Source organism: Nostoc sp., from assembly GCF_036919815.1.
Classification (GTDB): Bacteria; Cyanobacteriota; Cyanobacteriia; order Cyanobacteriales; family Nostocaceae; genus Nostoc.
This window is the reverse complement of record NZ_JBALCE010000020.1, coordinates 1-23,174: the sequence shown is the minus strand read 5'-3', so window position 1 is coordinate 23,174 and position 23,174 is coordinate 1. Positions and strand designations below refer to the sequence as shown.

The following is a 23,174-nucleotide window of genomic DNA, read 5'->3' as shown; positions in this document are numbered from 1 at the left end:
AATAAGTTCTAATTCCCAACTCCAAAACACTTGACAAGTAGAAAATAAATAGCGATAATAGCAAAGTTGACAAACAAGGGACTGTAGTTCAATTGGTTAGAGCACCGCCCTGTCACGGCGGAAGTTGCGGGTTCGAGCCCCGTCAGTCCCGTTCTAAATTTATCCTTCCTTGTTTTGGTTAGAGATCCAACTTTAAGTAAAGCTAAGTTGGGGTGCTTCAGATATAAGCTACATTGATCATGCTTTGCGAAAGAGAGAATTAGCTGTGACTGTCAGAGTCCGTATTGCACCAAGTCCAACCGGAAATTTACATATTGGTACAGCTAGAACTGCTGTATTTAACTGGTTATTTGCCCGCCACCACGGTGGTAAGTTTATCCTGCGAATTGAAGACACAGACCTAGAGCGATCGCGTCCCGAATACACCGAGAATATTCTTGAAGGACTGCGCTGGCTGGGACTGAACTGGGATGAAGGACCATTTTTTCAATCCCAACGCCTGGATCTTTATAAAGAAGCAGTACAAAAACTGCTAGATCAAGGATTAGCCTATCGTTGCTACACCACTTCCGAAGAATTAGAGGCTCTCCGAGAAGCCCAAAAAGCTAGAGGCGAAGCTCCTCGCTATGACAACCGTCACCGTCATCTCACGCCAGAACAACGCGCCGCATTTGAAGCCGAAGGTCGCTCCTCTGTGATTCGCTTCCAAATCGAAGATGGGCGGGAAATTGTCTGGAATGACCTAGTAAGGGGAAAGATGTCTTGGCAAGGTAGCGATTTAGGTGGTGATATGGTCATCGCCCGCGCTTCAGAAGAGGGAAGCGGTCAACCTTTATACAACTTTGTAGTTGTGGTGGATGACATCGATATGCAAATCACCCATGTCATCCGGGGAGAAGACCACATCGCCAACACCGCCAAGCAAATTTTATTGTATGAAGCAATGGGTGCAAAAATTCCAGAGTTTTCCCACACGCCTCTGATTTTGAACACAGAAGGGCGCAAGCTTTCTAAGCGAGATGGTGTCACTTCTATTTCTGAGTTTCAGCAAATGGGCTTTATTGCTGAAGGCTTGGTGAATTACATGACATTGCTGGGTTGGTCGGCACCAGACTCGACGCAAGAAATATTTACCTTAGAAGCAGCAGCTAAAGAATTTGGCTTTGAGCGTGTAAATAAAGCAGGCGCAAAGTTTGACTGGGACAAGCTGGACTGGTTGAATAGTCAGTATGTCCACAATACGCCGATAGATAAACTCACAGATTTACTCATACCCTATTGGCAAGCGGCTGGGTATAAATTTGATCGTGGAAGAGAACGCCCCTGGTTAGAACAGCTAGTAACTTTAATTAGCCAAAGCTTGACTCGTTTAGTAGATGCAGTACCTCAAAGCCAACTGTTTTTTAGCGACACCGTTGAATTTAGCGAGGAAGGCAGTACACAGCTAAAGCAAGAAGGTTCTGCTGCTGTTCTTGAGGGGATTGTCACAGCCTTAGAAAATCAGCCGCAACTGTCGGAAGTCGCCGCCCAAGATATTATTAAGCAGGTGGTGAAAGAGCAAAAAGTCAAAAAAGGCTTAGTCATGCGATCGCTCCGAGCAGCCTTAACTGGAGATGTTCATGGCCCCGATTTGATCCAATCTTGGTTACTACTAAATCAGATTAGTTTAGATAAGTCGCGCTTGAGTCGGGCGATAACGGAAGTTAATTAGTGATTACTTCCAAATTTTAGAAATATTTTAGATTTTAGGGGCGTACAAACGTGCGCCCCTAAAATCTAAGGTAGAGCAACTATAGCAACAATAAATCATTGACTAATTACTAATGAATTATCCCCAATATCCAATCTAAAATAGGTAGTCAATTCTCCTCACATTGGGAACTTGGTGTGTAAAATTCATGTCTTCAAAAACACTTAGAAGCGAAGTAATTACAATGCCGACAAAAGCGCTCAATAGAGGGATGAGATTATCGTTCATGATAGTTACGCTCTTCATCACACCGACAGTTAATGCTGTCACTGATGCTCAGGAAGCGCCAACAATATTTGGAGATGTCACCATTGACCCACAGTTTTCGCCAGACCCCCTGACAGTTCGCGGGATGAGTGGTGGTTCAATATCTGGTAGTCAAGTAGCCGGGAGGAACGAAACAGCCACTGGCCCTTGTACTGGATTTGTTGATGAAACACCAGACCATACATTAGCGCTAACAAGTAAATTTGACTACCTGAAGTTGCAAGTGCAAAGTCCTGAAGACACCACTATGATTATCAAGGGTCCTGGTGGTACTTGGTGCAATGACGATTTTGACGGCAAAAATTCTGGCATTATTGGCGAATGGCTTCCTGGAAGTTACCAAATTTGGGTTGGTTCCTACGAAAAAGGCAAGTATCTTCCTTACACTCTACAAATTACAGAAGTTAAGTAGGGCATTGGGCATGGGGCATTGGGCATGGAATTTTTCTCCTTGTCGCCCTCATCCCACTCCCCACTCCCCAAAATGATGATTCAGAGGGACTTGAACGACACAAGGAGCATTCTGGAGAAATTCTCCGTGTCTTTGCATCGCGTTGCGCTCCCTTTTCTCGTGCAATATTGTATTAAAATTAAGTTAACTTTGATTAAGATTCTTGTTGGCATTGCCATAATGCGCCGATCGCTCTATGGAAGTGCATATAAGAGATCAAATTAAACAAAATGGAGTTATAAACATCCGTTTAACAGCCCAAAGTGACAGAGTAATAGAATATTCGGTTGCTAAGGCTGATGAGTTGTATAGGCATCTAGAGGCAAATTAAGATGAAATTCTCTTGGAAAGTACTAGGACTCTGGACATTGCCGGCTTTGGTAATTGGCTTTTTCTTCTGGCAAGGGGCCTTTGCAGCCGCTCCTGCTGACATGAGTAAGAATACAGCCAATACCCGCATGACCTATGGTCGCTTTCTAGAATACTTGGACGGCGATCGCGTCAACAGCGTGGATCTGTACGAAGGCGGTAGGACAGCAATTATAGAAGCTCGCGATCCAGACATCGAAAATCGTGTCCAAAGATGGCGGGTGGATTTGCCTATTAACGCTCCTGAATTAATCAGCAAGCTGAAAGAAAAAGACATCAGTTTTGATGCTCACCCGATGCGGAATGATGGCGCAATTTGGGGATTGTTGGGCAATCTCATATTTCCAGTTTTATTGATTACTGGGCTATTCTTTTTGTTCCGGCGTTCTAGTAACCTCCCCGGCGGGCCAGGTCAAGCGATGAACTTCGGCAAATCCAAAGCGCGTTTCCAAATGGAGGCGAAAACTGGCGTGAAATTTGACGACGTAGCCGGAATTGAAGAAGCTAAGGAAGAATTGCAAGAAGTCGTCACCTTCCTCAAACAGCCAGAAAGATTTACCGCAGTAGGCGCACGCATTCCCAAGGGAGTACTGTTAGTTGGACCTCCTGGAACTGGTAAAACTTTACTAGCAAAAGCGATCGCTGGGGAAGCAGGTGTACCTTTCTTCAGTATTTCTGGTTCGGAATTTGTGGAAATGTTCGTTGGTGTGGGTGCATCCCGCGTCCGCGATTTGTTCAAGAAAGCTAAAGACAACGCCCCCTGTATCATCTTCATCGATGAAATCGACGCCGTAGGACGGCAACGGGGTGCTGGTATCGGTGGCGGTAATGATGAAAGAGAGCAAACCCTCAACCAACTCCTCACCGAAATGGACGGGTTTGAAGGTAATACAGGCATCATTATTATTGCTGCCACCAACCGTCCCGACGTACTCGACTCAGCCTTGTTGCGTCCCGGTCGCTTTGACCGCCAAGTAACAGTCGATCCACCCGATATCAAAGGGCGTTTGGAAATCTTGCAAGTCCATGCGCGGAATAAGAAACTAGACACTAGCGTATCTTTGGATGCGATCGCTCGCCGCACTCCCGGATTCACTGGTGCTGACTTAGCCAACTTACTTAACGAAGCGGCAATTCTCACTGCTAGAAGACGCAAAGAAGCGATCACCCTCCGCGAAATTGATGATGCGGTCGATCGGGTAGTTGCGGGGATGGAAGGTACTCCTTTGGTGGATAGCAAGAGCAAGCGCTTAATTGCCTACCACGAAATTGGACACGCCTTAGTTGGAACTTTGTTAAAAGACCATGACCCAGTGCAGAAAGTCACGCTGATTCCACGAGGACAAGCACAGGGTTTAACTTGGTTTACTCCCAACGAAGAACAGGGGTTAATTTCCCGTTCTCAACTCAAAGCCAGAATTACTGGTGCTTTAGGCGGTCGCGCTGCCGAAGAGGTGATTTTTGGGGCTGCGGAAGTTACCACTGGTGCAGGTGGAGACTTACAACAGTTATCGGGAATGGCACGGCAAATGGTGACACGGTTCGGAATGTCAAACTTAGGCCCACTTTCCTTAGAAAGCCAACAGGGAGAAGTATTTTTGGGTCGTGACTGGACAACCCGATCTGAGTATTCCGAATCCATTGCCTCGCGTATTGATGGACAAGTCAGGGAAATTGTTGAACAGTGCTACGACACTGCTAAGAAGCTGATCCGTGATCATCGCACTGTCACCGATCGCTTAGTCGATTTGCTGATCGAAAAAGAAACCATTGACGGCGAAGAATTCCGCCAGATTGTGGCTGAATACGCTGAAGTCCCTGAGAAGCAGGAGTATGTACCGCAACTGTAATAGTTGACTCTTTTCTGGGCTAATACCTGGAAATAAGTTAACAAGCTAAGAAGCTGATCCGCGATCATCGCACTGTCACCGACCGCTTAGTCGATTTGCTGATCGAAAAAGAAACCATTGACGGCGAAGAATTCCGCCAGATTGTGGCTGAATACGCTGAAGTCCCTGAAAAGCAGGAGTATGTACCGCAACTGTAATAGTTGACTCTTTTCTGAGCTAATACCTGGAAATAAGTTAACAAGCAAAAAATCAAATGAGGATGCTATGTGCCATCCTCATTTTTTTATGTGAAATTTTATAGTTTTAGGGAGACGCTTGCTGCTATGACTCGCTTGTTTATTGATTTCAAAGCTAGTTCTTTCCCTTACACCTTTATATTCAAAAGCCAGTCATCTTAGGAGTTTGCGCTTTTCTTAGTGCCATTCAGTTCTAATTACTTCGCTCCTCCGACTGGAATATCCCCGTTTTCAGCGTTAGTGTGGATTTCTAAAATTTTCGTTCTAATTACTTCGCTCCTCCGACTGGAATATCCCCACCTATACCCCACAAACGGCTGAAAGAGCCATTAAAGTTGCTAGAGGATGTAAGCACAAACCACGTCCCAAGAGCGCCAGGAAAACCTCCATTGTTAGGACGCCACACCACCATATCGTCTCTGCCGTCCTTATCAAAATCTAAATTCCCTATAGGAATATCCCCACCTTGACCCCACGCACGGGTGAAGGAGTTAGTGAAGTTGCTAGAGGATGTAAGCACAAACCACGTACCACTACTAGGACGCCACACTACCATATCGTCTTTGCCATCGCCATCAAAATCTGATCCCCCTATGGGAATGTCTCCAGCTACGCCCCAGGATCGGGTGATGGAGTTAGTGAAGTTGCTAGAAGACGTAAGCACGTACCACGTACCATTACTAGGACGCCATACCACATAATCGTCTTTGCGATCGCCATCAAAATCAGAAGCTTTTGCTGGCGCAGCAAGAGCAGAAGCTAAAATCATAGATGCACATAGAGTTGTGAATAACTTGAATAATTTCATAAAGCAACTCCTGAAAAGTATTACTCGATGTATATGACTAATATCAGGAGTGAGTTTAAGGATTACGAAGTACTTTACAAATTTATACAGTGACTACAGATGGTTGGTATTCAAGCCGCAAAAACTTAAAGTTCTTTCAATAAAATTTAAAATTGCGTCAATTTAGCTGAATTCAATCGTAATATTGGCTTATTGCCTTGATTGCAGTGGTAGCTGAATTTCCTCAGTCAACAGCTTGAAAATCCAAAATTGGTAATATGGCTTATCTACCCCTTTTTATTTGCAGAAAATGAATAGCAAAGTTAAATTATTAACTCTTAGTACCGTAACACTTGCCCTTTCTTGTTTGACAATCGGCACAGTTTTAGCACAGGCAAAATTAACCAACCAATCGAAATTGTCCATCAATGGTATCGGACAAGTTAGAGTTGGGATAACTGTTTCCCAAGCGAGGAAAGCTGCTGGTACTCAGCTAATTGGCGATTCACCCAATAAAAGTTGCTACTACGTTAAGCCACAAAACGAACCCAAAAATCTTTTCTTCATGGTTACAAAAGGTCGCATTTCTAGAGTAGATGTGCGGCAGAATACGCAGATTACTACCCTCAAAGGTGCAAAAATTGGCGACACCGAAGCGCAAATCAAGTCTCTCTACTCAGGACAAATTCAAGTCACACCTCATAAATACGTCCAAGGCGGACACTACTTGACATTTATCCCAAAAGACCGTGCTAACCAGAACTATCGTGTGGTATTTGAGACTGACGGTAAGCGTGTTACTCAGTTTCGGTCAGGTAAACTGCCGGAAGTTGAATTTGTTGAGGGCTGTTCTTGATTTCAGATATGATCAGACTCAGTTCCTTAGCTTCCGCAAGTTGCGTAGCTTGCCGCCCTAGGCATAGCTGCACTTTATTCCTAAGATGATCCAATGCCGTATAGCGCCTTTAATCTTAGCAAAGTAAAAACTGACTTTAAATTAATCTTTGTTGAAAATCAAGATTTATTTCGGGATGTAGAGGCAGTTTCGCCTAGTGAATATCTAAACTTGATTTTCTCTGAGCATCTACCTTTGGTGACAGCAATAAATACAGAAAAAGCTCGTTCTGAACTAATTATTATGCCTGTTTTAATTGAAGTTAAACGCTTCTTTAAATACCAAATTAGTATATTTTCTGGTTCAGAGTTTAATGTAGATACTTCTAAAGGCTTAGAAGGACGCTGTGATTTTATTCTCAGTTGTTCCCCAGAACAATATGAGATTACTAGCCCTGTTGTAACTATTGTGGAAGCTAAAAATGAAAGTATTAAATCTGGTTTAGGACAATGTATTGCGACAATGATTGCATCTCAATTGTTTAACCAGCAACAAGGAAATATTATAAATGAAATTTATGGTGTAGTCACAACAGGAACAAATTGGAAATTTCTCAAACTTTGTGACAATACCATCTTTATCGATAAGAACGATTACTTTATTAAAGAAATAGATAAAATCTTAGGAATTCTGACAACAACTCTGATGGCTTGTCCGCAATTTTAGCTTAGGGATGGTACACACGATCCCTATGTTTTGACTAATTCTGTGGGTTTAAGTCCACCGCTTATTCTTGCGAATTACGTTAGCGTAGCGTTAGCGAGTATTCGAGCGTCATTACGAATTACGAATTATTTTATCGTTCCACTTCATCCACTGCTTTGGGAACTCCCGCAGTTAATACCTCATGTCCCCCAGGTGTAACTAACAGATCATCCTCAATACGAATACCAATGCCAATCCATCGAGGATCAGTCTCTGGTTGGTCTTCTGCTAGTTTGGTGTCAGGTACAATATAAAGTCCTGGTTCCACTGTCAAAATTTGACCTGGTTGTAAAATCTGCGGTTTATCTTCACCATGTTGGTAAACCCCCGCATCATGAACATCTAAACCTAACCAATGGCTGGTGCGGTGCATATAATATGGCTTATATTTCTCTTCTTCAATTAACTTATCAATTTCGCCTTTGAGGATGCCAAGTTCAACTAAACCTTCGGTGAGGACGCGCACTGCTGTATCATGAATTAATTTGAAAGGATTACCTGGTTGAACTTGAGCGATCGCTTGTTTTTGCGCCTCCAAAACAATCTCATACAGCGTCTTTTGTTCTGGCGTAAATTTACCCCCAACAGGAAATGTCCGGGTAATATCGGAGTTGTAATAACCATAGGTACAACCGGCATCAATTAGCAGTAATTCTCCATCCTGCATTTGACGATTATTCTCAATGTAGTGGAGTACGCAAGCATTCATACCAGAAGCCACAATCGAAGGATAAGCGGGGCCTAAACCACCTCGCACTCGAAAGATGCGTTCCATCTCCGCTTGTATTTCATACTCATAACGTCCGGGTGCAGCGATTTCTTGGGCGTAATTGTGTGCAACAGTAGCGATCGCAACTGCTTGACGCATCAATTCCAACTCAGCTTCACTTTTGATTAATCTCATGCTGTTGAGGACAGTCCCAGTATCTTCAATAGCGATCGGGCCTGTACCGCGCTTAGGATAAGTCCGTAGTAAACTTTGATAATGTCCCAAGATTTGGTCATTAAAAGTGCGATCGCGTCCTAAGTGATAGTAAATGCGGCTGGCTTTTTCCAAATACTGTGGTAGCTTTTCATCTAACTCGCTAATCGGGTACGCTTCATCAGCACCATAAAATTCCTTCGCTGCATCTACCCCAGAAAGATAACCAGTCCATACTTCCTTTTCGCGATCCTTCGGTTGGACAAACAGCACAAACCGATGTTCTGAATGATGTGGCGCTAACACTGCAACTGCCTGTGGTTCGTTAAAACCAGTCAGGTAGAAGAAATTACTGTCTTGGCGATAAACATACTCGACATCGTTGTGCATCACTGCCATTGGCGCACTGCGAAAAATGGCTGTACCATCACCAATTTTTGCCATTAACTGCTCACGACGCTGCCGATATTCTGCTTGCATAGCTGATGTATGTATTAAAGTATTGTCTCATTTTACACTTTTGACAACCAGAGGATGTACAGATCATGCCTCTTAATAGTTGCTAATCTAAGTTATTCTAACCAATATTTGTTTCAACTCAAGTTATAAATCCTTGGGGAATAATCAATTATCTCAGAAGGCTCAGATCCCCGACTTCTTAAATAAGTCGGGGATCTTGTTGTTGCTCAAGAATTTAGACTTGCTATATAAACTACTATCTAATTACATCAAATTGTCTCTGATAAATATTTTTTATAGTTGTTATTTAATTACCTAAATGTGTATGTTTTAATTCAATATTTAAAATATCAAATAAAACAGATAATACCATCGAAAAAATCTTTGCAATAGATGAATCCACTCTAGATACGTATATGTGTACGCCCCTACATCTGTAGAAATCATCCAATACGGTTCGGTTAAGGTGCATAGTCCTTAAAAATCCCCCTTAGTCCCCCTTTTTAAGAGGGAAATAGAGTCATTCTTAGCCCCCCTTAAAAAGGGGGGTTGGGGGGATCAAGTCTGATCCGAACCATATTGATAAATCATCAGATACAAAAAATCTTTTGCAATTGCTTGTATAGAACTTGAAACTTTGATAATAATCGTTTAAAGCAAATAGATATTTATCTTTAAATAATGACATTAACAAATAAAAAATAGTTATAAAGAAATATTGAAAGTCTAGTAAATGTTATTGGGTTACAGAAAGACATCTCAAAAAAAAGTTAAAAAAATATAACAACCAATCATAAAAATACACCATGTCTGGAAATAGCAATTCCTCACCCTTAACTTTGAATACATCTCAATGGGCATCAGACTCTTTTGCAAAATCACAAATATTGACATCTTCTTTTGAGAATTTAAATTATGATTTGGGATTTGGGAAAAGTTCCTCACAAGCACTACAAAGTCAACCTTTGACCACACCTGTAAAAACGTCAGCAAATCCCAATCCTAATCCTTACTTAACTAGTGCGGCGATTACTCCTGACTTTAACGGTGATGGCAAAACGGACAAAGTTTGGGCCGATTCTCAAACCGGTGAGATTATCATTCGGTTGATGGATGGAACAAAAGTTATTGAACAGGGTTCTCTAGGTAAATTCGACTTATCCGCCTATGATTACAAAATTGCTGACTTCAATGCTGATGGCAAAACTGACTTCTTATTACGCAATAAGACAACCGGTGAGAATAGCATTGCGCTAATGGATGGAACCAAAGTTGCTAATGCGACTTCTCTAACCAGCGTTGACCCAGCCTGGACTCCTCAGATTGGCGATTTCAATGGCGATCGCAAAACCGATATCTTCTGGCATAATGCCACAACTGGTGATAACGCTATTTGGGAGATGGATGGCACCACAGTTCTGAATGCAACTGTTTTAGATAAAACAGACCCAGCGCTAACTCCTACCATTGTTGATTTCGACGGCAATGGTAAGAGCGACATTTTCTGGCGCAATCAGACAACCGGCGCTAACGGCGCTTGGTTTATGGATGGTACGCAAAAGAGTGAATTTGCGCTGCAATCACAAGACCCCGCCTGGACTCCTACCCTTGGTGATTTCAACGGCGACTATAAGACTGACATTCTCTGGAGAAACGCTCAAACAGGTGAGAACAAGGTTTGGACGATGAATGGTATCTTAGCCACAGAGGGTACTCTGGGGACACTTGACTCAGCCTGGACTTCTAAAATTGGCGATTTCAACGGCGATGGCAAGACCGATATCTTCTGGCACAATGGCACAACTGGTGCGAACACCGCTTGGTTGATGGATGGTACAACGGTTGCTACTGAAGCGTTCTTACCGGCTAATAACGCGGCCTTGACACCAACCCTTGGCGACTTCAACGGCGATGGTAAGACCGACATCTACTGGCGTGATCAGACAGCTGGTGCAGACAAGATTTGGACTATAGATGGGACAACAGCCACTGAAACTCCCATCAGCGATGCAGATAAGCTTGGCCCAGAGTGGTATACGTTCTAAAACCCAATCCGCTTGGGTTAGCACCAAAAACCTTAAACTGCGTAGGTTGGTTTCAGGAACGAAACCCAACCTACGCTATTTTTCACAAAGCCAAGCGTATTATTCTAAAACCCAATAAGTTCGGTTAAGACAATAGACATAGAAGTGAAAAAGAATGTAGAGACGTAGCACTGCTACGTCTCTACAAGGCTTCTATATAAAACATATTTAATTTCACTCCGATGTTTAATTAACCTAGTAGAGACGGGAAATTTCGTATCTCTACTTTCTCTTGTTAAAACTTGTAACTCAAAACCTGAATCACGCTATTTTCCGGTAAATCTTTAGGGCTAATGGAAATACTATCTCCGTTGCTACGCCGCACTGTCATACCTTTCATCAAGGTGAGAAAATTATCGAGTGGCGAAATATTGCACGTAGCAGCATCAGCGGCCTGTGTCCGGTAATGGGTCGGAATCACTAACTTGGGATTTAACACTTGAACAGCCTGCTTTGCTTCCTCAGCATTGTAGGCTTTTTCACTGCCTCCCACTGGAATGAATGCCACATCGGGACGCCCCATCAGGATTTTTTGCTCAATGGAAATGGGTGCAGCAGCTCCCCCTAAATGTAAAATATTAATTCCGCCTTGCTTCCAACTCCAAGCAGTATTTGAGCCAAACTGCCTACCACCTTTGCGATCGTGGTCTATGGCAATTCCTTGGAACTTAATGCCTTTGAACTCGTAAACTCCTGGTTCGTAGATGAGTTTTGGATTTCCCGGTAGTACATCCACAGCCCCTTCATCCAGCAGTTGGCTACTAATCAGCACCAAATCTGCTGCAACTTTTGGTGGACGATATCCAGCAGTACAACCGACCGCCCGAAATGGATTGACGAGAATTTTCGCACCGCCACCACTAAAAAGAAAGCAAGTATGACCCAACCACTGAACTGATAAACCGCTAGATTGTGCCTCAGCTTGAGATTCCGAACCCAAGGTAGTAACTAAAGCAGTTACCAACCCCGCCCCAGCATAGCCCATCAACTGTCGTCGTTTCATTAATTATGCTCTTGACTGTAACTGTTCCAGAAAATTTCGCAATAACTGTTTTCCTGAAGATGTCAGGATACTCTCTGGGTGAAACTGGACGCCCTGAATGTGAGGATAGTTCCGGTGTCGGACTCCCATAATGGTGTTATCTTCAACCCAAGCGGTGATTTCTAACACATCTGGGCAAGTCTCACGTTCTATCACCAAACTATGATATCTGGTGGCAGTTAAAGGATTTTCTAATCCCTGGAACACCCCCACCCCACTGTGAGACACCTGAGAGGTTTTGCCATGCATCAACTCTGGAGCAGCAATTATTTTACCACCGAACACTTGACCGATGCTTTGATGTCCTAAACAGACACCCAAGATTGGCAACTCTTGTCCTAGCTGTTCAATCAATTCTAAAGAAATGCCGGCATCTTCCGGGCGACCTGGCCCAGGAGAAATAACTACGGCTTCCGGCTTTAATGCCCGAATCTCATCTATAGATATCTTGTCGTTACGAAAAACTTTAATATCATCTGCTACTGGGAACTCTGATGCCAATTCTCCCAGATACTGCACTAAATTATATGTAAAACTGTCATAATTGTCGATAACTATAATCAAAGCTCATCACTCCTGGTTTTTACCACTGATCAGTTGCAAAAAGCATAGACCAATATCTCATGATATTTGTTTGCTAGGGTAAAAATAACGCTAACGTGGATGCGTAAATATAAAGCGGCTACTCGACGATCAGTCTACTTCCTAAAGATTACCAAGTAACCCGTAGGCGTAGCCCGCACTTCTCTACGAGAGGCTGCGCGTAGCTTGCTTCCATGAAGTGGTACGGCAAGCTCAGCGACCATCGTAGACATCGCATTATTTAAATTTTGAATTGCTGATAATGTGTTCTCTAAAGGGATCGGACAGAGTTTGATCGTGTTACCAAGTCACTTGGCGATGCCTGGGTTGGGCTACGCCGGAGCAAATCACATCTACAAAGCCGATATAATTAACCTTACCAGAGGAGGGAGCAATAGTATACCAGCTACCAGCACCGCCACCAAAGCAGAGACAAGGACTGCACCAGCCGCACAATCTTTAGCAATTTTTGCCAAATCATGATATGTCTGCTTAACGGTTAAGTCTACAACAGACTCGATCGCGGTATTTAGTAACTCTAATGCCAAAACTAAACCGCTAGTTATGCCAATTACCGCTATTTCCACCGCTTGCAGATGCAAAAAAACGCCCAAACCGATTGCTAAAGCGCAAACACTTATGTGGATGCGAAAATTACGTTGAGTTTGAAAACTATAGCTGATTCCAGCCCAGGCATATTTAAAACTAACAAATAAATTAGAGGCTACTTTCCAAGAAAATTCCCGTTCGTTAGACACGAGTGTTTGTAACGAGGTGGGCGTTGGTGATGGAGAAATTTTTTGGGACATAGACTTAAAAACACAAGAACAGAGTTGCTACAGTGGGAATATTCGCCGATCTTAATGGCGGAATTAAGTTTCAGGCAATATTTAAGCAATTTTCCCCAGAAGTATTATAAAAGTATTGCTCAAAATTGGCACTAAGAGATACACATACTGCTATTCCATGTCAATAGCAATACCTATTGCGTTCAGCAATTTCACTTGCTGTTCTAACATTCGCCCCAAACTTTCTTCATCAGGATGATCCCAGCCCAACAGGTGTAATAAACCGTGAGCAGCTAACCAGGCTAGCTCAGTTGGTAAGCTATGTTCTTGCTGTTGAGCTTGACGTTGTGCTGTATCTACAGAGACAATAATATCACCTAAATATAATGGTACAGAGGCAAGCATTTCTTCGCTTTGAGGAAAATCTACCTCCAAAGCAGCAAAGGCTAAAACGTCTGTGGGCTTATTTTGTTGACGATACTGGGCATTCAGTTCTTGAATTTGCGAGTCATCTGTCAAACGCAGCCCGATTTCATAACTTGGGGCTGGCGGAATATGAGGGTGAAGTATTTCTAACCAATGATTAAACCAATTTTCCCAAGTTTCAGGAGTAATTCGGGGATGAGCCTCGCCAATCTTTACAGATGTTGTCGGGGACAACTCGTAAAAAGAATCCTCCACATATAGTTCAACTCTCAGGGGCACAGAGTCTCCTAGTCTGAGGTTTACGGTTTGTCGTTAGTGAGTTAGGTAAGCAAGACCAACAAGGAGAGCTAGAAGCCCTACTCCAGTTAACGCAAAATGTTTCAGGGAAGTTCCACCCTTCCGCACCATGTTTCGCATGGCGAGTTTTACATAGCTAGGTTGAGGTTCTGTTGAAGGAGTATTGCTCATAGTTATTTGTCCACAGACTCTTTTATAACTGTAACAGTTGGTCTGGGATAGAATTGCGATCGCCTGTATATTACTAAGGGATATTTTGAAAAGACACTAATTAGATGGGGTACTATGCGATGTCTACGACGCGCTACGCCTACGCGCTCATCTGAAATAGGACTTACGAACAAGTTAGGGAATAACGTAGACGCATACTCCTACGGAGAAGCAAGCTACGCGGAGCGTCTCGTAGAGAAGCGGCTTGCCGCAGGCTACCGCAGAGGCGCAGAGGACACCGAGAAATCAGAGTTTCAGAGATATTTTGCGTAAGTCCTATGAAAATACTAAAAAATAAATCACAAGTGCTAAGTAATATTAAAAATAATTCCTTGGCACTTGTAAATAATCCCCAATTATGCTGGAGTGTTTTCTACTAGTTTATTTTCTTGGCGCAGATAAGCTTGGATGAATGTATCAAGTTCGCCATTCATCACATCACCGATCCCTGCCGTCTCAGTATTTGTACGTAAGTCTTTCACCATTTGGTAAGGGTGAAACACATAGTTACGGATTTGGTTTCCCCAGGAGGCTTCCACCATATCGCCACGAATTTCAGCAATTTCTTGGGCACGTTGCTCCTTGGCTATGACCAACAGCTTTGCTTTGAGACGATTTAGGGCTTTTTCTTTATTTTGCAGCTGCGATCGCTCTTCTGTACAGCGCACGGCAAGACCTGTGGGAAGGTGAACAACCCGAACCGCCGTTTCTACTTTGTTGACATTTTGCCCACCTTTACCACCGGAACGAGTTGTGGTGATTTCCAAATCCTTGTCTGGAATGTCCAACTGCACAGAGTTATCTATCTGTGGCATCACTTCCACACCTGCAAAACTGGTTTGTCGCTTGCCGTTGGCATTAAAAGGCGAAATCCGCACTAAGCGATGTGTACCCATTTCCGATCGCAAGTAACCATAGGCATAGCGACCAGTAATTTCTAGGGTTGCCGATTTAATTCCGGCTTCATCACCCTCCGACTCTTCAGCTAAAGTTACTTTATACCCGTGAGCTTCGCCCCAACGGGTGTACATTCGCATCAGCATAAATGCCCAGTCTTGAGCGTCTGTGCCACCAGCACCAGCACTAATCGTCAGTACAGCACCTTCCACATCATAGGGGCCAGAAAGTAACTGTTGTAACTCCCACTGATCCAGGTCACGATTCAGTTTAGTGATGGTAGATTCTGCTTCTTGGAGTAGTCCTTCATCGGTTTCTAACTCCAACAACTCAACAACAGCCTTAGTATCTTCTAGATTGGCGTGCCAGCGATCGTATTGCTGGAGGTGGGCTTTCAGGTCGTTGAGTTCTTGTAGCGTTTGTTGGGCTTGGGTTTGGTTATCCCAAAATTCTGGCTGTGCTGATATTTTTTCGAGGTCTTGAATTTTCGCTGTCAGTGCAGGTACGTCAAAGATAGTCCTGGGTTTTACCCAGGCGGCCAGACAACGTTTCGATTTCGCGTTTGAGTTCTAAGACTTCCATAGTGCTTGCTGAATGATAGATAGAGCGCTTTGGATTTGAAAATTGCTCTTTATTCTACTATTTATTAATTTTAGCTGTAGTTGGGCAAATTTTTTCTGCACTAAGGAATATTACCTCACCCTCAATCCCTCTCCTTATAAAGGAGAGGGAAGCTAGAGACAGAATGAAGTTTTGCATTTTATTTAATCCACGTTCCTAATTATATAAGTTACAAAAATTACTTGAAATTATCAAGCCCTTCTTGGGTAACAGAAGTGGTTTGATTTTGCTGTTGCAAATAGGCTTTGATAAACAAATCAATTTCACTGTCCAAAACTTCTGCCGCAGCAAGTGTTTCTACATTGGTAGGTAAATCTTTCACCCTCATGTAAGGATGCAAAATATATTCCAGGATGAGCTTGTTGGATAACGATTTTATCTGCGGAGGTTGAATTTTGTCAACTTGTTGGACACCTTGGGCTAGTGCGATCGCAAACAGTTTACTTTTGAGAATAGCTAAGGCTAGTTATTGGTTTTGTATTTGACGGCGCTCTTGGTCGCAAAATACACTAATCCCGGCAGGAATGTGAAACACCCACACTCATGTTTCTGGGCGGTTGACATTCCCTAGTGGGCGTGGGACAGTAATTTCCAAATCTTTTTCTGTAATCTCAAACTCAACATATTTATCCAGAATAGGGCTGACTTCTACACTGGCTAGGGAAGTATGCCGCCTGCCATTGCCTTGAATAGGATAAATCCACAGTATCTTAGCATGAGTTGCATTATAATGTACTAAATTGTGCTTGGTTTTAGGCTGTTTAAAGGTTAGGGTGATACAGAAGGATATATCAAACGCTAGTTGACAACTGGTTATAGTATTTCAGCAGCTTTATAAATAATATCACCACCAAAAACATTACCATTATAGTTTGGTACGTTCACGCTCTGCATGTTCCACCAATTATTGAAAATACTTTGCTCACTAGGGTGTTCGCGTTTAAGTCCCTCATAGACAGCTTGTGTGATGAGAATGGGGCTAGGAGTCTCGGAATACAAGTTAGACGATTTAATAAATGTGCTAAAATACTCGTCTTTATGTACCAGGTTTTGAGAAAAGGTAGGTGATAAATCATCAATAAATTCTTCGTAAGATTTATCAACCCACGACCACTTCTGAGTAAGAGGAAAGTAGTTTCCTTGTCGAAGTGGATCACTCTTTTTGAATACAGTTTTATTGGCTACATCCGTCAGTTTAGAAGCAATGTTGGCAGGTTTGCCAAGCCATACTAGTGAGCGATAAAACTCTGTTTCTGCACCGCGTCGAATTGTTCCGGCTTTAGTAACCAGCATATTTCCGTAATCAATGCCTATTCCGCAACGAAATTCAAAATCTTTAATCTTTTTCTTTAGAATATATTGATTGATGCTGTTCATCAAGATGGCTGTATTAATAGCATTCAAAAAGCAATTTTCTCTATCATAGACAACCATTACCCTATCTCCGATAATATTACGTACATGACCATTAAAATATCGAGATGCTTGTATCATACTCGATACAAATGTAGAATAAATTTTTGCCAGTGTTGCTGGGCGTTTAGCTGCACTAATTTTGGTTGAGTCTCTCATATCTACATAGAGAACGCAACTCTCTAGTCTTTTGCATTTCTTGGTTTTTGTCAGGGGATTATAATAAGTAATATTGGAATCATCAAAAGAAGGAACGCGCTCTGTTTCAATAACCTCTATTTTGAAATTACTGGAAACAGTAAGATTTACTTCGTCTTTAATTTCATTAAGAAAATTTAATATATCCATTTAAAGTTGCGATGCTATGTGAATTTTCCTATTAATTTAACTTGTTGCTATTTTTTCTGTACCTAAATAGAATGAAAAATGAGCACATTGATGAGTATACAAATAGGTATACAAGCTATTGATGCTATTAATAAGTATAGTGCCCATGAAAAAATTTGAAATTTCAAATAGGTAATTTCAGAATTAACAGTAATTTGATTGGCTAAATCTTGGTGTTCCTTCTTATCAAAATCTGGAATTGTATTCCCAAAGTATAGCCTGTTTAATGAATCTAGGAGTTCATGTTCCTGATATTTATAAAGATGTCCAAAAAAATGAAAATTGTCATTATCACTCGGTTGACCTTTGGATTGTCTCCCTGGTTTATTCTTTTTCCATACAATGACTTCAAGATCAGTCTTTGGAAGAAAGGAGAGTGAGCAAATTAGCGCACATATAGATAATAAGAACGCAGTTACTAAAATCCCTACTTGTATAGATATTGGTATTTTAGGTACTGCACTTAAGTAAGTGATTGTTACTGTAATACCTATCCCTGAAAATCCGAGAAGATTATTATTTTTAGCTTCCGCAAATTTTAGCCAATCATTGACCATAAGTAAAATTGTCATCAATTTATTGGTCATTTCATTCATAAAATTGTTTTCATCACCTTTCTAAATACTGGATTCCATTTAATGAAGGTCAAAGACAGGCCACTGGTTGACCCAGGATATTCGACAACTTTTCTACTTCACTTTTGATGTTTAACAGTTCGAGCATAGTTTTGCTCACTTAAGGCTGAACTTATCTACATATTCTACTATTAAAGCGATAAAAAAAAACCGTGGTTGCTGAAAATTTAACCACGGTTTTACTTTATAAAACTTTACTTGTGTTAGTGCCTACAGACAATTAATTGCGGCCATTTAGGGAAATTAGCAACCGCAAGATAAAGACAAACAAGTTGATGTAAGTGAGGTACATCGACAAAGCAGCAGGCAGATATTGATCATCGCTGTAAGTGCGGGGCAAGATATAGAAATCGACAACAGAAACCCCAACAAATAGGAATACTCCTAAACCGGAGATGGCGATTTCTAACCAATTTGGCGTGTAAACACCAAACATGGCAAATCCGAATTGGGCTAGACACACAACCACCAAGGCAATAACGCCTAGATTGATGGTTTTTGTCAAAGCCATGCCGTCTTGTTCAGAAAGATTTGAACCAATTTGACGGGCGAAAATAAAGGTGACGCCACAACCAAGGGCAGCCAATCCAATGCCTTGAATGCCAACACCTTGGGATCTCAAAGCGACAAATATCAACCCACTGAGAGTATATCCAGACAAGAGGCTGTAGGTTGCCAACAGGGGTAGTGCAAGACCCTTGTTACCTTTTTGGGCAACATTTTGGGCAACAAAGAACAAAATTAACTCCAAAATCACCGCACCAATGAAGGTGGGAAAAAATATTCCGGGGTTAGTACGGATAACTCCCAAACCGCCGTAGGTTCCTAATGCTGTTAGCACCAATCCACCACCGACGTAGGGGAGGGCGTTGGCAATCACATTTGGGCCAACGAGGGCGTGAGATTTAGCCTCACGGATAGCTTCACGAAAATTACTGGTATTGCTCATATTGAAAAACTGTTTTTTAGGAAAACGTTCTGCTTATTCCTATTCTTACCAAGATTTAGGGCAACAAACCAAGAAGGGGTGACGCAAGTTAGAAGACAACTAAACAAAAAAGATTATGCAATGTTGAAATTTTTATCTATAAAACAAAAATAACCTGCAACAGAGAGGTTAGCAAAATCATGCGTAAAAATACTGAACTCTAAAGTGCGACCCCTGATAAGTTCAGTGAAACGACGATAGCTTATTCAGGCTTGACTAGGGAAAATAATGACAGCTTAAAATAAAATATACGCAACTCCATTTTCTTAGGAATAGGAGTTACAACAAGGGAATGTATATGGCAACAAGTGAGTCCTCTTTACGAATTGATGGTATAGAATTATTACACTTGTACCACCAGAATCCTTCTATAAAACTTCGTAATGAACTTGTAGAGTTACATACTGGCTTAGTGCGAAAGATGGCTCATAAATTCAGCCATCAATGTAATGAACCTTATGAAGATTTAGCACAAATCGGTTATATTGGTTTGATTAGGGCAATTGAGCGCTTCGACCCTAGCCAGGGATTTGCTTTTAGTTCCTTTGCTGTACCATACATTCGCGGTGAGATGCTGCACTTTTTGCGCGATCGCAGTACTCTATTAAGAATTCCCCGTCGTTGGCAAGAACTGTATAATGAAGGGCAAAAGATTCGCAAAGACTTGGCAATGTCTTTAGGTCGCCTTCCCAAAGATGCTGAAATCGCCAAGGAACTTCAGGTATCTCTGCAAGAATGGCAAGAAACCAAGTTAGCTGCTCAAAACCGTATGCCTTTGAGTTTAGATGCTACCGCACTTAACTATGTTGATTCCCAAATCACCTTGGGTGAGGCACTTCCTTGTCCTCGTTCTCATGTTCTCCTCCAAGAAGAAGAAGAACGCCAACAACTCCAAGGTGCAATAAATATGTTAGAAGATAAGCCCCGCATGGCAGTTGAAATGGTATTTTTGAAGGAACTTTCTCGCAAGGATGCGGCTAAAAATATTGGCACTAGTCCAATGACGGTAACGCGGTATCTGCAAAAGGGAATTCAAGATTTGATATACTATTTACAACCACAGGTAATGCCCACAGGGTCTTAGTAGTGCTAAGTCAAAAACCCAATGACTAATGACTAAATTATCGAGATTTTAAATCAGCGATCGCACCTTTGGTCATAGCAGCAATAGCTTGATCTGTCGCTTTCGGCAAATGATAATATTTACCACCTGCTGTTTGCGATAATTCCTTAGCAAAGCCCGTGGACACAAATTTACTTTCGGTGTCAATTACTAATAGTTGCATCCCTAAAGCCCGGATTCTGGCAGCAATTTCTAATAGTTCCCCTTTGATATCTGGCTTTTCTCCTGGTTCTGGTTCTTCACCTAAAGAACGCGCTAAGGGAATATTACCCCGCCCATCGGTGATTGCTACAAGCACAACTTGCCCAATATCTCCGCTCATCTGGGCATTTAAGCCGACGCGCACAGCTTGGGTTAAACCATGCGCTAAGGGCGAACCCCCACCACAGGGCAACCTTTCCAAGCGGTTACGCGCTAAGGCAATAGAACGTGTTGGAGGCAATAATACCTCAGCCCGTTCTCCCCGGAAGGGAATCAATGCTATTTGGTCGCGGTTTTGATAAGCTTCTGTCAACAGTTGCATCACCGCACCTTTCGCCGATTGCATTCGATTCAAGGCCATTGAGCCAGAAGCATCTACCACAAATACTACCAATGCCCCGGCTTTGCGTACCAGGCGTTTCGAGCGAATATCAGCCTGTTCAACAATAACTTTTCTGTCTGGGTGTTTTTCTCTCCGCGCTTTTTGATAAGGAGCCGCAGCCCTCAGGGTGGCATCTACTGCAATGCGTCGCGCTTTCCCCTTGGGCAACATTGGCTTAATGTAGCGTCCCCTGTCATCGGAAAAGATCACACTGCGACTACCAGATTTACCTTGCCGCTTCGCCATTTGAGTAAAGTAAAGCACGTTGTCATCAAGAATTACCCCCTCTGGATCAAAAATGAATTCTTCCGGGATGCTAGGGGGTTCTTGCTCTTGATTTTCTTCTTGTTCTTCTTGCTCTTGCTCTTCTTCCTGTTCTGATTCGTCCTGGGGTTCTTCTTGATTCTGCGGTGGGGGTGGAGGTGGTGGCGGTGATTGTTCTGGTGGTGGTGTCTGCACAATTGTGGCGCGTGGTACAATTACCAGTTCCACAGCACGGCGCAAATCTTCAGCATTAACTGTTGTTCGTCCCTCCAAAGCCGCCGCCGCCTTGGCAACCCGCGTGGCGAATAACTCGGCGCGATGTCCCTGAACTCCGCCGCGAATCGCCTCATCTACTAAGTAGGCAATTTGTTCATGGGTGATGATTACTTCTTTCAACCATTCGCGTGCCAAGATGATTTGGGTTTTGAGGGCGTCTAAGTCTTCGTTGTACTGTTGAAGGAAGTCTTGGGGAGATTGAGAATAGGCGATCGCAACTTCAACTGCTTCTACTCTTTGATCTAAACCGAGTACACCGTCAGCAGAGAGGGCGATCGCAATTCTATCTAATAAATGCTCCCGTAATCCGCCTTCTTCTGGGTTGTAGGTGGCAATAAACAAAGATTTACACGGATGCTGAAAACTAATCCCTTCCCGTTCAATTTGGTTGCGTCCGTCAGATAATACTGTTAAAAGTTGATTTGATATTTGGTCATCTAATAAATTAATTTCATCTACGTACAGCACACCCCGGTTTGCTGTAGCGAGTAAACCGGGCTGAAAAATCGTATCACCTTCTTTTACCGACTTTTCCACATCGACAGAACCTAATAGTCTGTCTTCGGTGATACCTAAAGGAATTTGCAAAAAAGGCGCTCTGATGATTTCGACGGGAACATCTTGAATGTCTTTGTCTGCATACTCCGCCAACAGTTGATCATCCCATTCTTCAGGATGGTTGGGGTCACAATTGCTGATTGAACCTTTGACAACTTCAATCGGCGGTAGTAGAGCGTGGATAGCACGAGCCATCACAGATTTTGCCGTACCACGACGACCTGCGATCGCCACTCCCCCCAAACCAGGATCAACTGCGGCTAACAGCAAGGCTAATTTAATTGCTTCTTGACCGACTACGGCACTCAAGGGAAAGGCAGTGATCGTGGAGTTGATAGTAGGCGCAGGCATTGTTTGCTTTCATAGCGAGTCTTGGTCTTTAGCATACCAATTTCTGACACATTTAGAATAAGTATTATGGCAATCATAAAAAGGTAAGGTTATGAGTATTGCTCAGGCTAAACGCTTCACACTGGATGAATACCACAGGCTTGGAGAATTGGGCTTTTTCCATGAAGATGACCACATTGAATTAATCAACGGGGAAATTATTGAAATGGCAGCCAAAGGTACAGCCCATGAAACTTGTTTGCCAAACTTGTTGTGGGAACTTCCAAAACTTGTAGGTGATCGGGCAACTTTGCAATCTCAAGCTCCGATTGCGTTCCCACCTAATAGTGAACCTGAACCGGATTTTGCTATTCTTCAAAACCGAGATGATAATTATCTGTCGGCTCACCCTAAAGCGGCTGATGTGTTATTGGTGATGGAAGTTTCAGATTCTTCTTTAGGTTATGACCAAGATGTGAAAATTCCTCTCTATGCTCAAGCAGGTATTACTGATTATTGGATATTTAATTTATTCGATAATTATTGGGAAAGCTACAGTGAACCATATCAGGATACTAAAGGTAAATATGGTTATTTAAATAAGCGAATATTCTTATCAAATCAGGTAATAAATTTTCCCTATTCTCCTGATTTATCTCTTGATTTAGCTAGGGTGTTTCCGCCCAAGTAAAGTATTAGGGGAGTATTGGACAAATAGAATTCGCAACTACACAAACCAAGTCCACCTCAGTGAACTAATACAAAATCAAGGTTCTTAACCCACGGAGGCGGTCACTGAGCTTTGTCGTTCGCGCAGCGTCTCGTAGAGAAGGGTCGAAGTGTGGGTAAAGTTCTCGTTTAGCCGCGACTTCTAGTCGCCAGGGCTTTTCAAACATCCTCTAAGCTCGACTTTATCCATTTTTTGGCAACGCTTTAGCTGACGCTGAAAGCTTTGTATGACCGTAGTTTTACTTTTTAG

The 23,174-nt window shown here is 42.5% G+C and carries 21 protein-coding genes and 1 tRNA gene; 9 read left to right on the top strand and 13 right to left on the bottom strand.

The window, feature by feature from the left end; genetic code table 11:
- The first annotated feature begins 77 nt into the window (after window positions 1-77).
- The 4 genes from V7K15_RS06235 to ftsH2 all read left to right on the top strand — a co-directional run bounded on the left by V7K15_RS06235 (window position 78) and on the right by ftsH2 (window position 4,687).
- A tRNA-Asp gene (locus tag V7K15_RS06235) sits at window positions 78-151 on the top strand.
- 114 nt (window positions 152-265) lie between these two features.
- Window positions 266-1,711 (top strand): glutamate--tRNA ligase, encoded by a 1,446-nt coding sequence (gene gltX, locus V7K15_RS06230; RefSeq protein ID WP_334903974.1) that lies wholly within the window; start codon window positions 266-268, stop codon window positions 1,709-1,711.
- 223 nt (window positions 1,712-1,934) lie between these two features.
- The gene (locus V7K15_RS06225) at window positions 1,935-2,429 is read left to right on the top strand and encodes a hypothetical protein (RefSeq protein WP_334903972.1); all 495 of its coding nucleotides are present in this window, start codon (window positions 1,935-1,937) and stop codon (window positions 2,427-2,429) included.
- 371 nt (window positions 2,430-2,800) lie between these two features.
- Window positions 2,801-4,687 carry an ATP-dependent zinc metalloprotease FtsH2 gene (ftsH2, locus tag V7K15_RS06220; protein ID WP_334903970.1) on the top strand — a complete coding sequence of 629 codons (1,887 nt, stop codon included), beginning with the start codon at window positions 2,801-2,803 and terminating at the stop codon, window positions 4,685-4,687.
- A 504-nt stretch (window positions 4,688-5,191) separates the two neighbouring features.
- Here the strand turns inward: ftsH2 and V7K15_RS06215 are convergent.
- Complete coding sequence (locus V7K15_RS06215) at window positions 5,192-5,731, bottom strand: FG-GAP repeat domain-containing protein (protein WP_334903968.1); 540 nt, start codon at window positions 5,729-5,731, stop codon at window positions 5,192-5,194.
- Window positions 5,732-6,020: 289 nt separating this feature from the next.
- On the opposite strand from V7K15_RS06215, the gene V7K15_RS06210 reads away from it, so the two are divergent.
- Window positions 6,021-6,566 (top strand): hypothetical protein, encoded by a 546-nt coding sequence (locus tag V7K15_RS06210; RefSeq protein ID WP_334903966.1) that lies wholly within the window; start codon window positions 6,021-6,023, stop codon window positions 6,564-6,566.
- Window positions 6,567-6,659: 93 nt separating this feature from the next.
- Window positions 6,660-7,271 carry a hypothetical protein gene (locus V7K15_RS06205; protein WP_334903964.1) on the top strand — a complete coding sequence of 204 codons (612 nt, stop codon included), beginning with the start codon at window positions 6,660-6,662 and terminating at the stop codon, window positions 7,269-7,271.
- Between the two features lie 130 nt (window positions 7,272-7,401).
- On the opposite strand, the gene V7K15_RS06200 is transcribed toward V7K15_RS06205, so the two are convergent.
- Window positions 7,402-8,712 (bottom strand): aminopeptidase P N-terminal domain-containing protein, encoded by a 1,311-nt coding sequence (locus V7K15_RS06200; RefSeq protein WP_334903962.1) that lies wholly within the window; start codon window positions 8,710-8,712, stop codon window positions 7,402-7,404.
- Window positions 8,713-9,497: 785 nt separating this feature from the next.
- Between V7K15_RS06200 and V7K15_RS06195 the strand changes: the two genes are divergently transcribed.
- Entirely contained in the window at window positions 9,498-10,736 is a 1,239-nt protein-coding gene (locus tag V7K15_RS06195; RefSeq protein WP_334903960.1) for an FG-GAP repeat domain-containing protein, read from the top strand.
- A 274-nt stretch (window positions 10,737-11,010) separates the two neighbouring features.
- On the opposite strand, the gene V7K15_RS06190 is transcribed toward V7K15_RS06195, so the two are convergent.
- The 10 genes from V7K15_RS06190 to V7K15_RS06145 form a co-directional block, all read right to left on the bottom strand.
- The gene (locus tag V7K15_RS06190) at window positions 11,011-11,778 is read right to left on the bottom strand and encodes an MBL fold metallo-hydrolase (RefSeq protein WP_334903958.1); all 768 of its coding nucleotides are present in this window, start codon (window positions 11,776-11,778) and stop codon (window positions 11,011-11,013) included.
- Between the two features lie 3 nt (window positions 11,779-11,781).
- Window positions 11,782-12,381, bottom strand: a complete 600-nt coding sequence (locus V7K15_RS06185) for an anthranilate synthase component II (RefSeq protein ID WP_334903956.1) — start codon at window positions 12,379-12,381, stop codon at window positions 11,782-11,784.
- A gap of 371 nt (window positions 12,382-12,752) precedes the next feature.
- Window positions 12,753-13,208: a diacylglycerol kinase family protein gene (locus V7K15_RS06180; protein ID WP_334903954.1), complete on the bottom strand. Its 456-nt coding sequence runs from the start codon at window positions 13,206-13,208 to the stop codon at window positions 12,753-12,755.
- 150 nt (window positions 13,209-13,358) lie between these two features.
- Entirely contained in the window at window positions 13,359-13,886 is a 528-nt protein-coding gene (gene ybeY, locus V7K15_RS06175; protein WP_334903999.1) for an rRNA maturation RNase YbeY, read from the bottom strand.
- 39 nt (window positions 13,887-13,925) lie between these two features.
- Window positions 13,926-14,081 carry a DUF3285 domain-containing protein gene (locus tag V7K15_RS06170; protein ID WP_334903952.1) on the bottom strand — a complete coding sequence of 52 codons (156 nt, stop codon included), beginning with the start codon at window positions 14,079-14,081 and terminating at the stop codon, window positions 13,926-13,928.
- Between the two features lie 395 nt (window positions 14,082-14,476).
- Window positions 14,477-15,599, bottom strand: a protein-coding gene (gene prfB, locus V7K15_RS06165) for a peptide chain release factor 2 (RefSeq protein WP_334903950.1) whose coding sequence is annotated in 2 segments (ribosomal slippage) — window positions 14,477-15,526 and window positions 15,528-15,599 — 1,122 coding nt in all. Because the reading frame shifts where the segments join, the coding sequence is not laid out codon by codon here.
- A gap of 217 nt (window positions 15,600-15,816) precedes the next feature.
- Window positions 15,817-15,966, bottom strand: a complete 150-nt coding sequence (locus V7K15_RS06160) for a hypothetical protein (protein ID WP_334903948.1) — start codon at window positions 15,964-15,966, stop codon at window positions 15,817-15,819.
- 485 nt (window positions 15,967-16,451) lie between these two features.
- Window positions 16,452-17,399 carry an adenylate/guanylate cyclase domain-containing protein gene (locus V7K15_RS06155; RefSeq protein WP_334903946.1) on the bottom strand — a complete coding sequence of 316 codons (948 nt, stop codon included), beginning with the start codon at window positions 17,397-17,399 and terminating at the stop codon, window positions 16,452-16,454.
- Window positions 17,400-17,461: 62 nt separating this feature from the next.
- On the bottom strand, window positions 17,462-18,034 hold the full coding sequence (locus V7K15_RS06150) for a Pycsar system effector family protein (RefSeq protein WP_334903944.1): 573 nt from the start codon (window positions 18,032-18,034) through the stop codon (window positions 17,462-17,464).
- 259 nt (window positions 18,035-18,293) lie between these two features.
- The gene (locus V7K15_RS06145; protein ID WP_334785259.1) at window positions 18,294-19,022 is read right to left on the bottom strand and encodes a Bax inhibitor-1/YccA family protein; all 729 of its coding nucleotides are present in this window, start codon (window positions 19,020-19,022) and stop codon (window positions 18,294-18,296) included.
- A gap of 337 nt (window positions 19,023-19,359) precedes the next feature.
- On the opposite strand from V7K15_RS06145, the gene V7K15_RS06140 reads away from it, so the two are divergent.
- Window positions 19,360-20,145, top strand: coding sequence for an RNA polymerase sigma factor SigF (locus tag V7K15_RS06140; RefSeq protein WP_292801887.1), 786 nt, complete (start codon window positions 19,360-19,362; stop codon window positions 20,143-20,145).
- A 37-nt stretch (window positions 20,146-20,182) separates the two neighbouring features.
- On the opposite strand, the gene bchD is transcribed toward V7K15_RS06140, so the two are convergent.
- Window positions 20,183-22,216: a magnesium chelatase ATPase subunit D gene (gene bchD / locus V7K15_RS06135; RefSeq protein WP_334903942.1), complete on the bottom strand. Its 2,034-nt coding sequence runs from the start codon at window positions 22,214-22,216 to the stop codon at window positions 20,183-20,185.
- A 91-nt stretch (window positions 22,217-22,307) separates the two neighbouring features.
- Between bchD and V7K15_RS06130 the strand changes: the two genes are divergently transcribed.
- Window positions 22,308-22,886, top strand: coding sequence for a Uma2 family endonuclease (locus V7K15_RS06130; RefSeq protein ID WP_334903940.1), 579 nt, complete (start codon window positions 22,308-22,310; stop codon window positions 22,884-22,886).
- The last annotated feature ends 288 nt before the right edge of the window (window positions 22,887-23,174 follow it).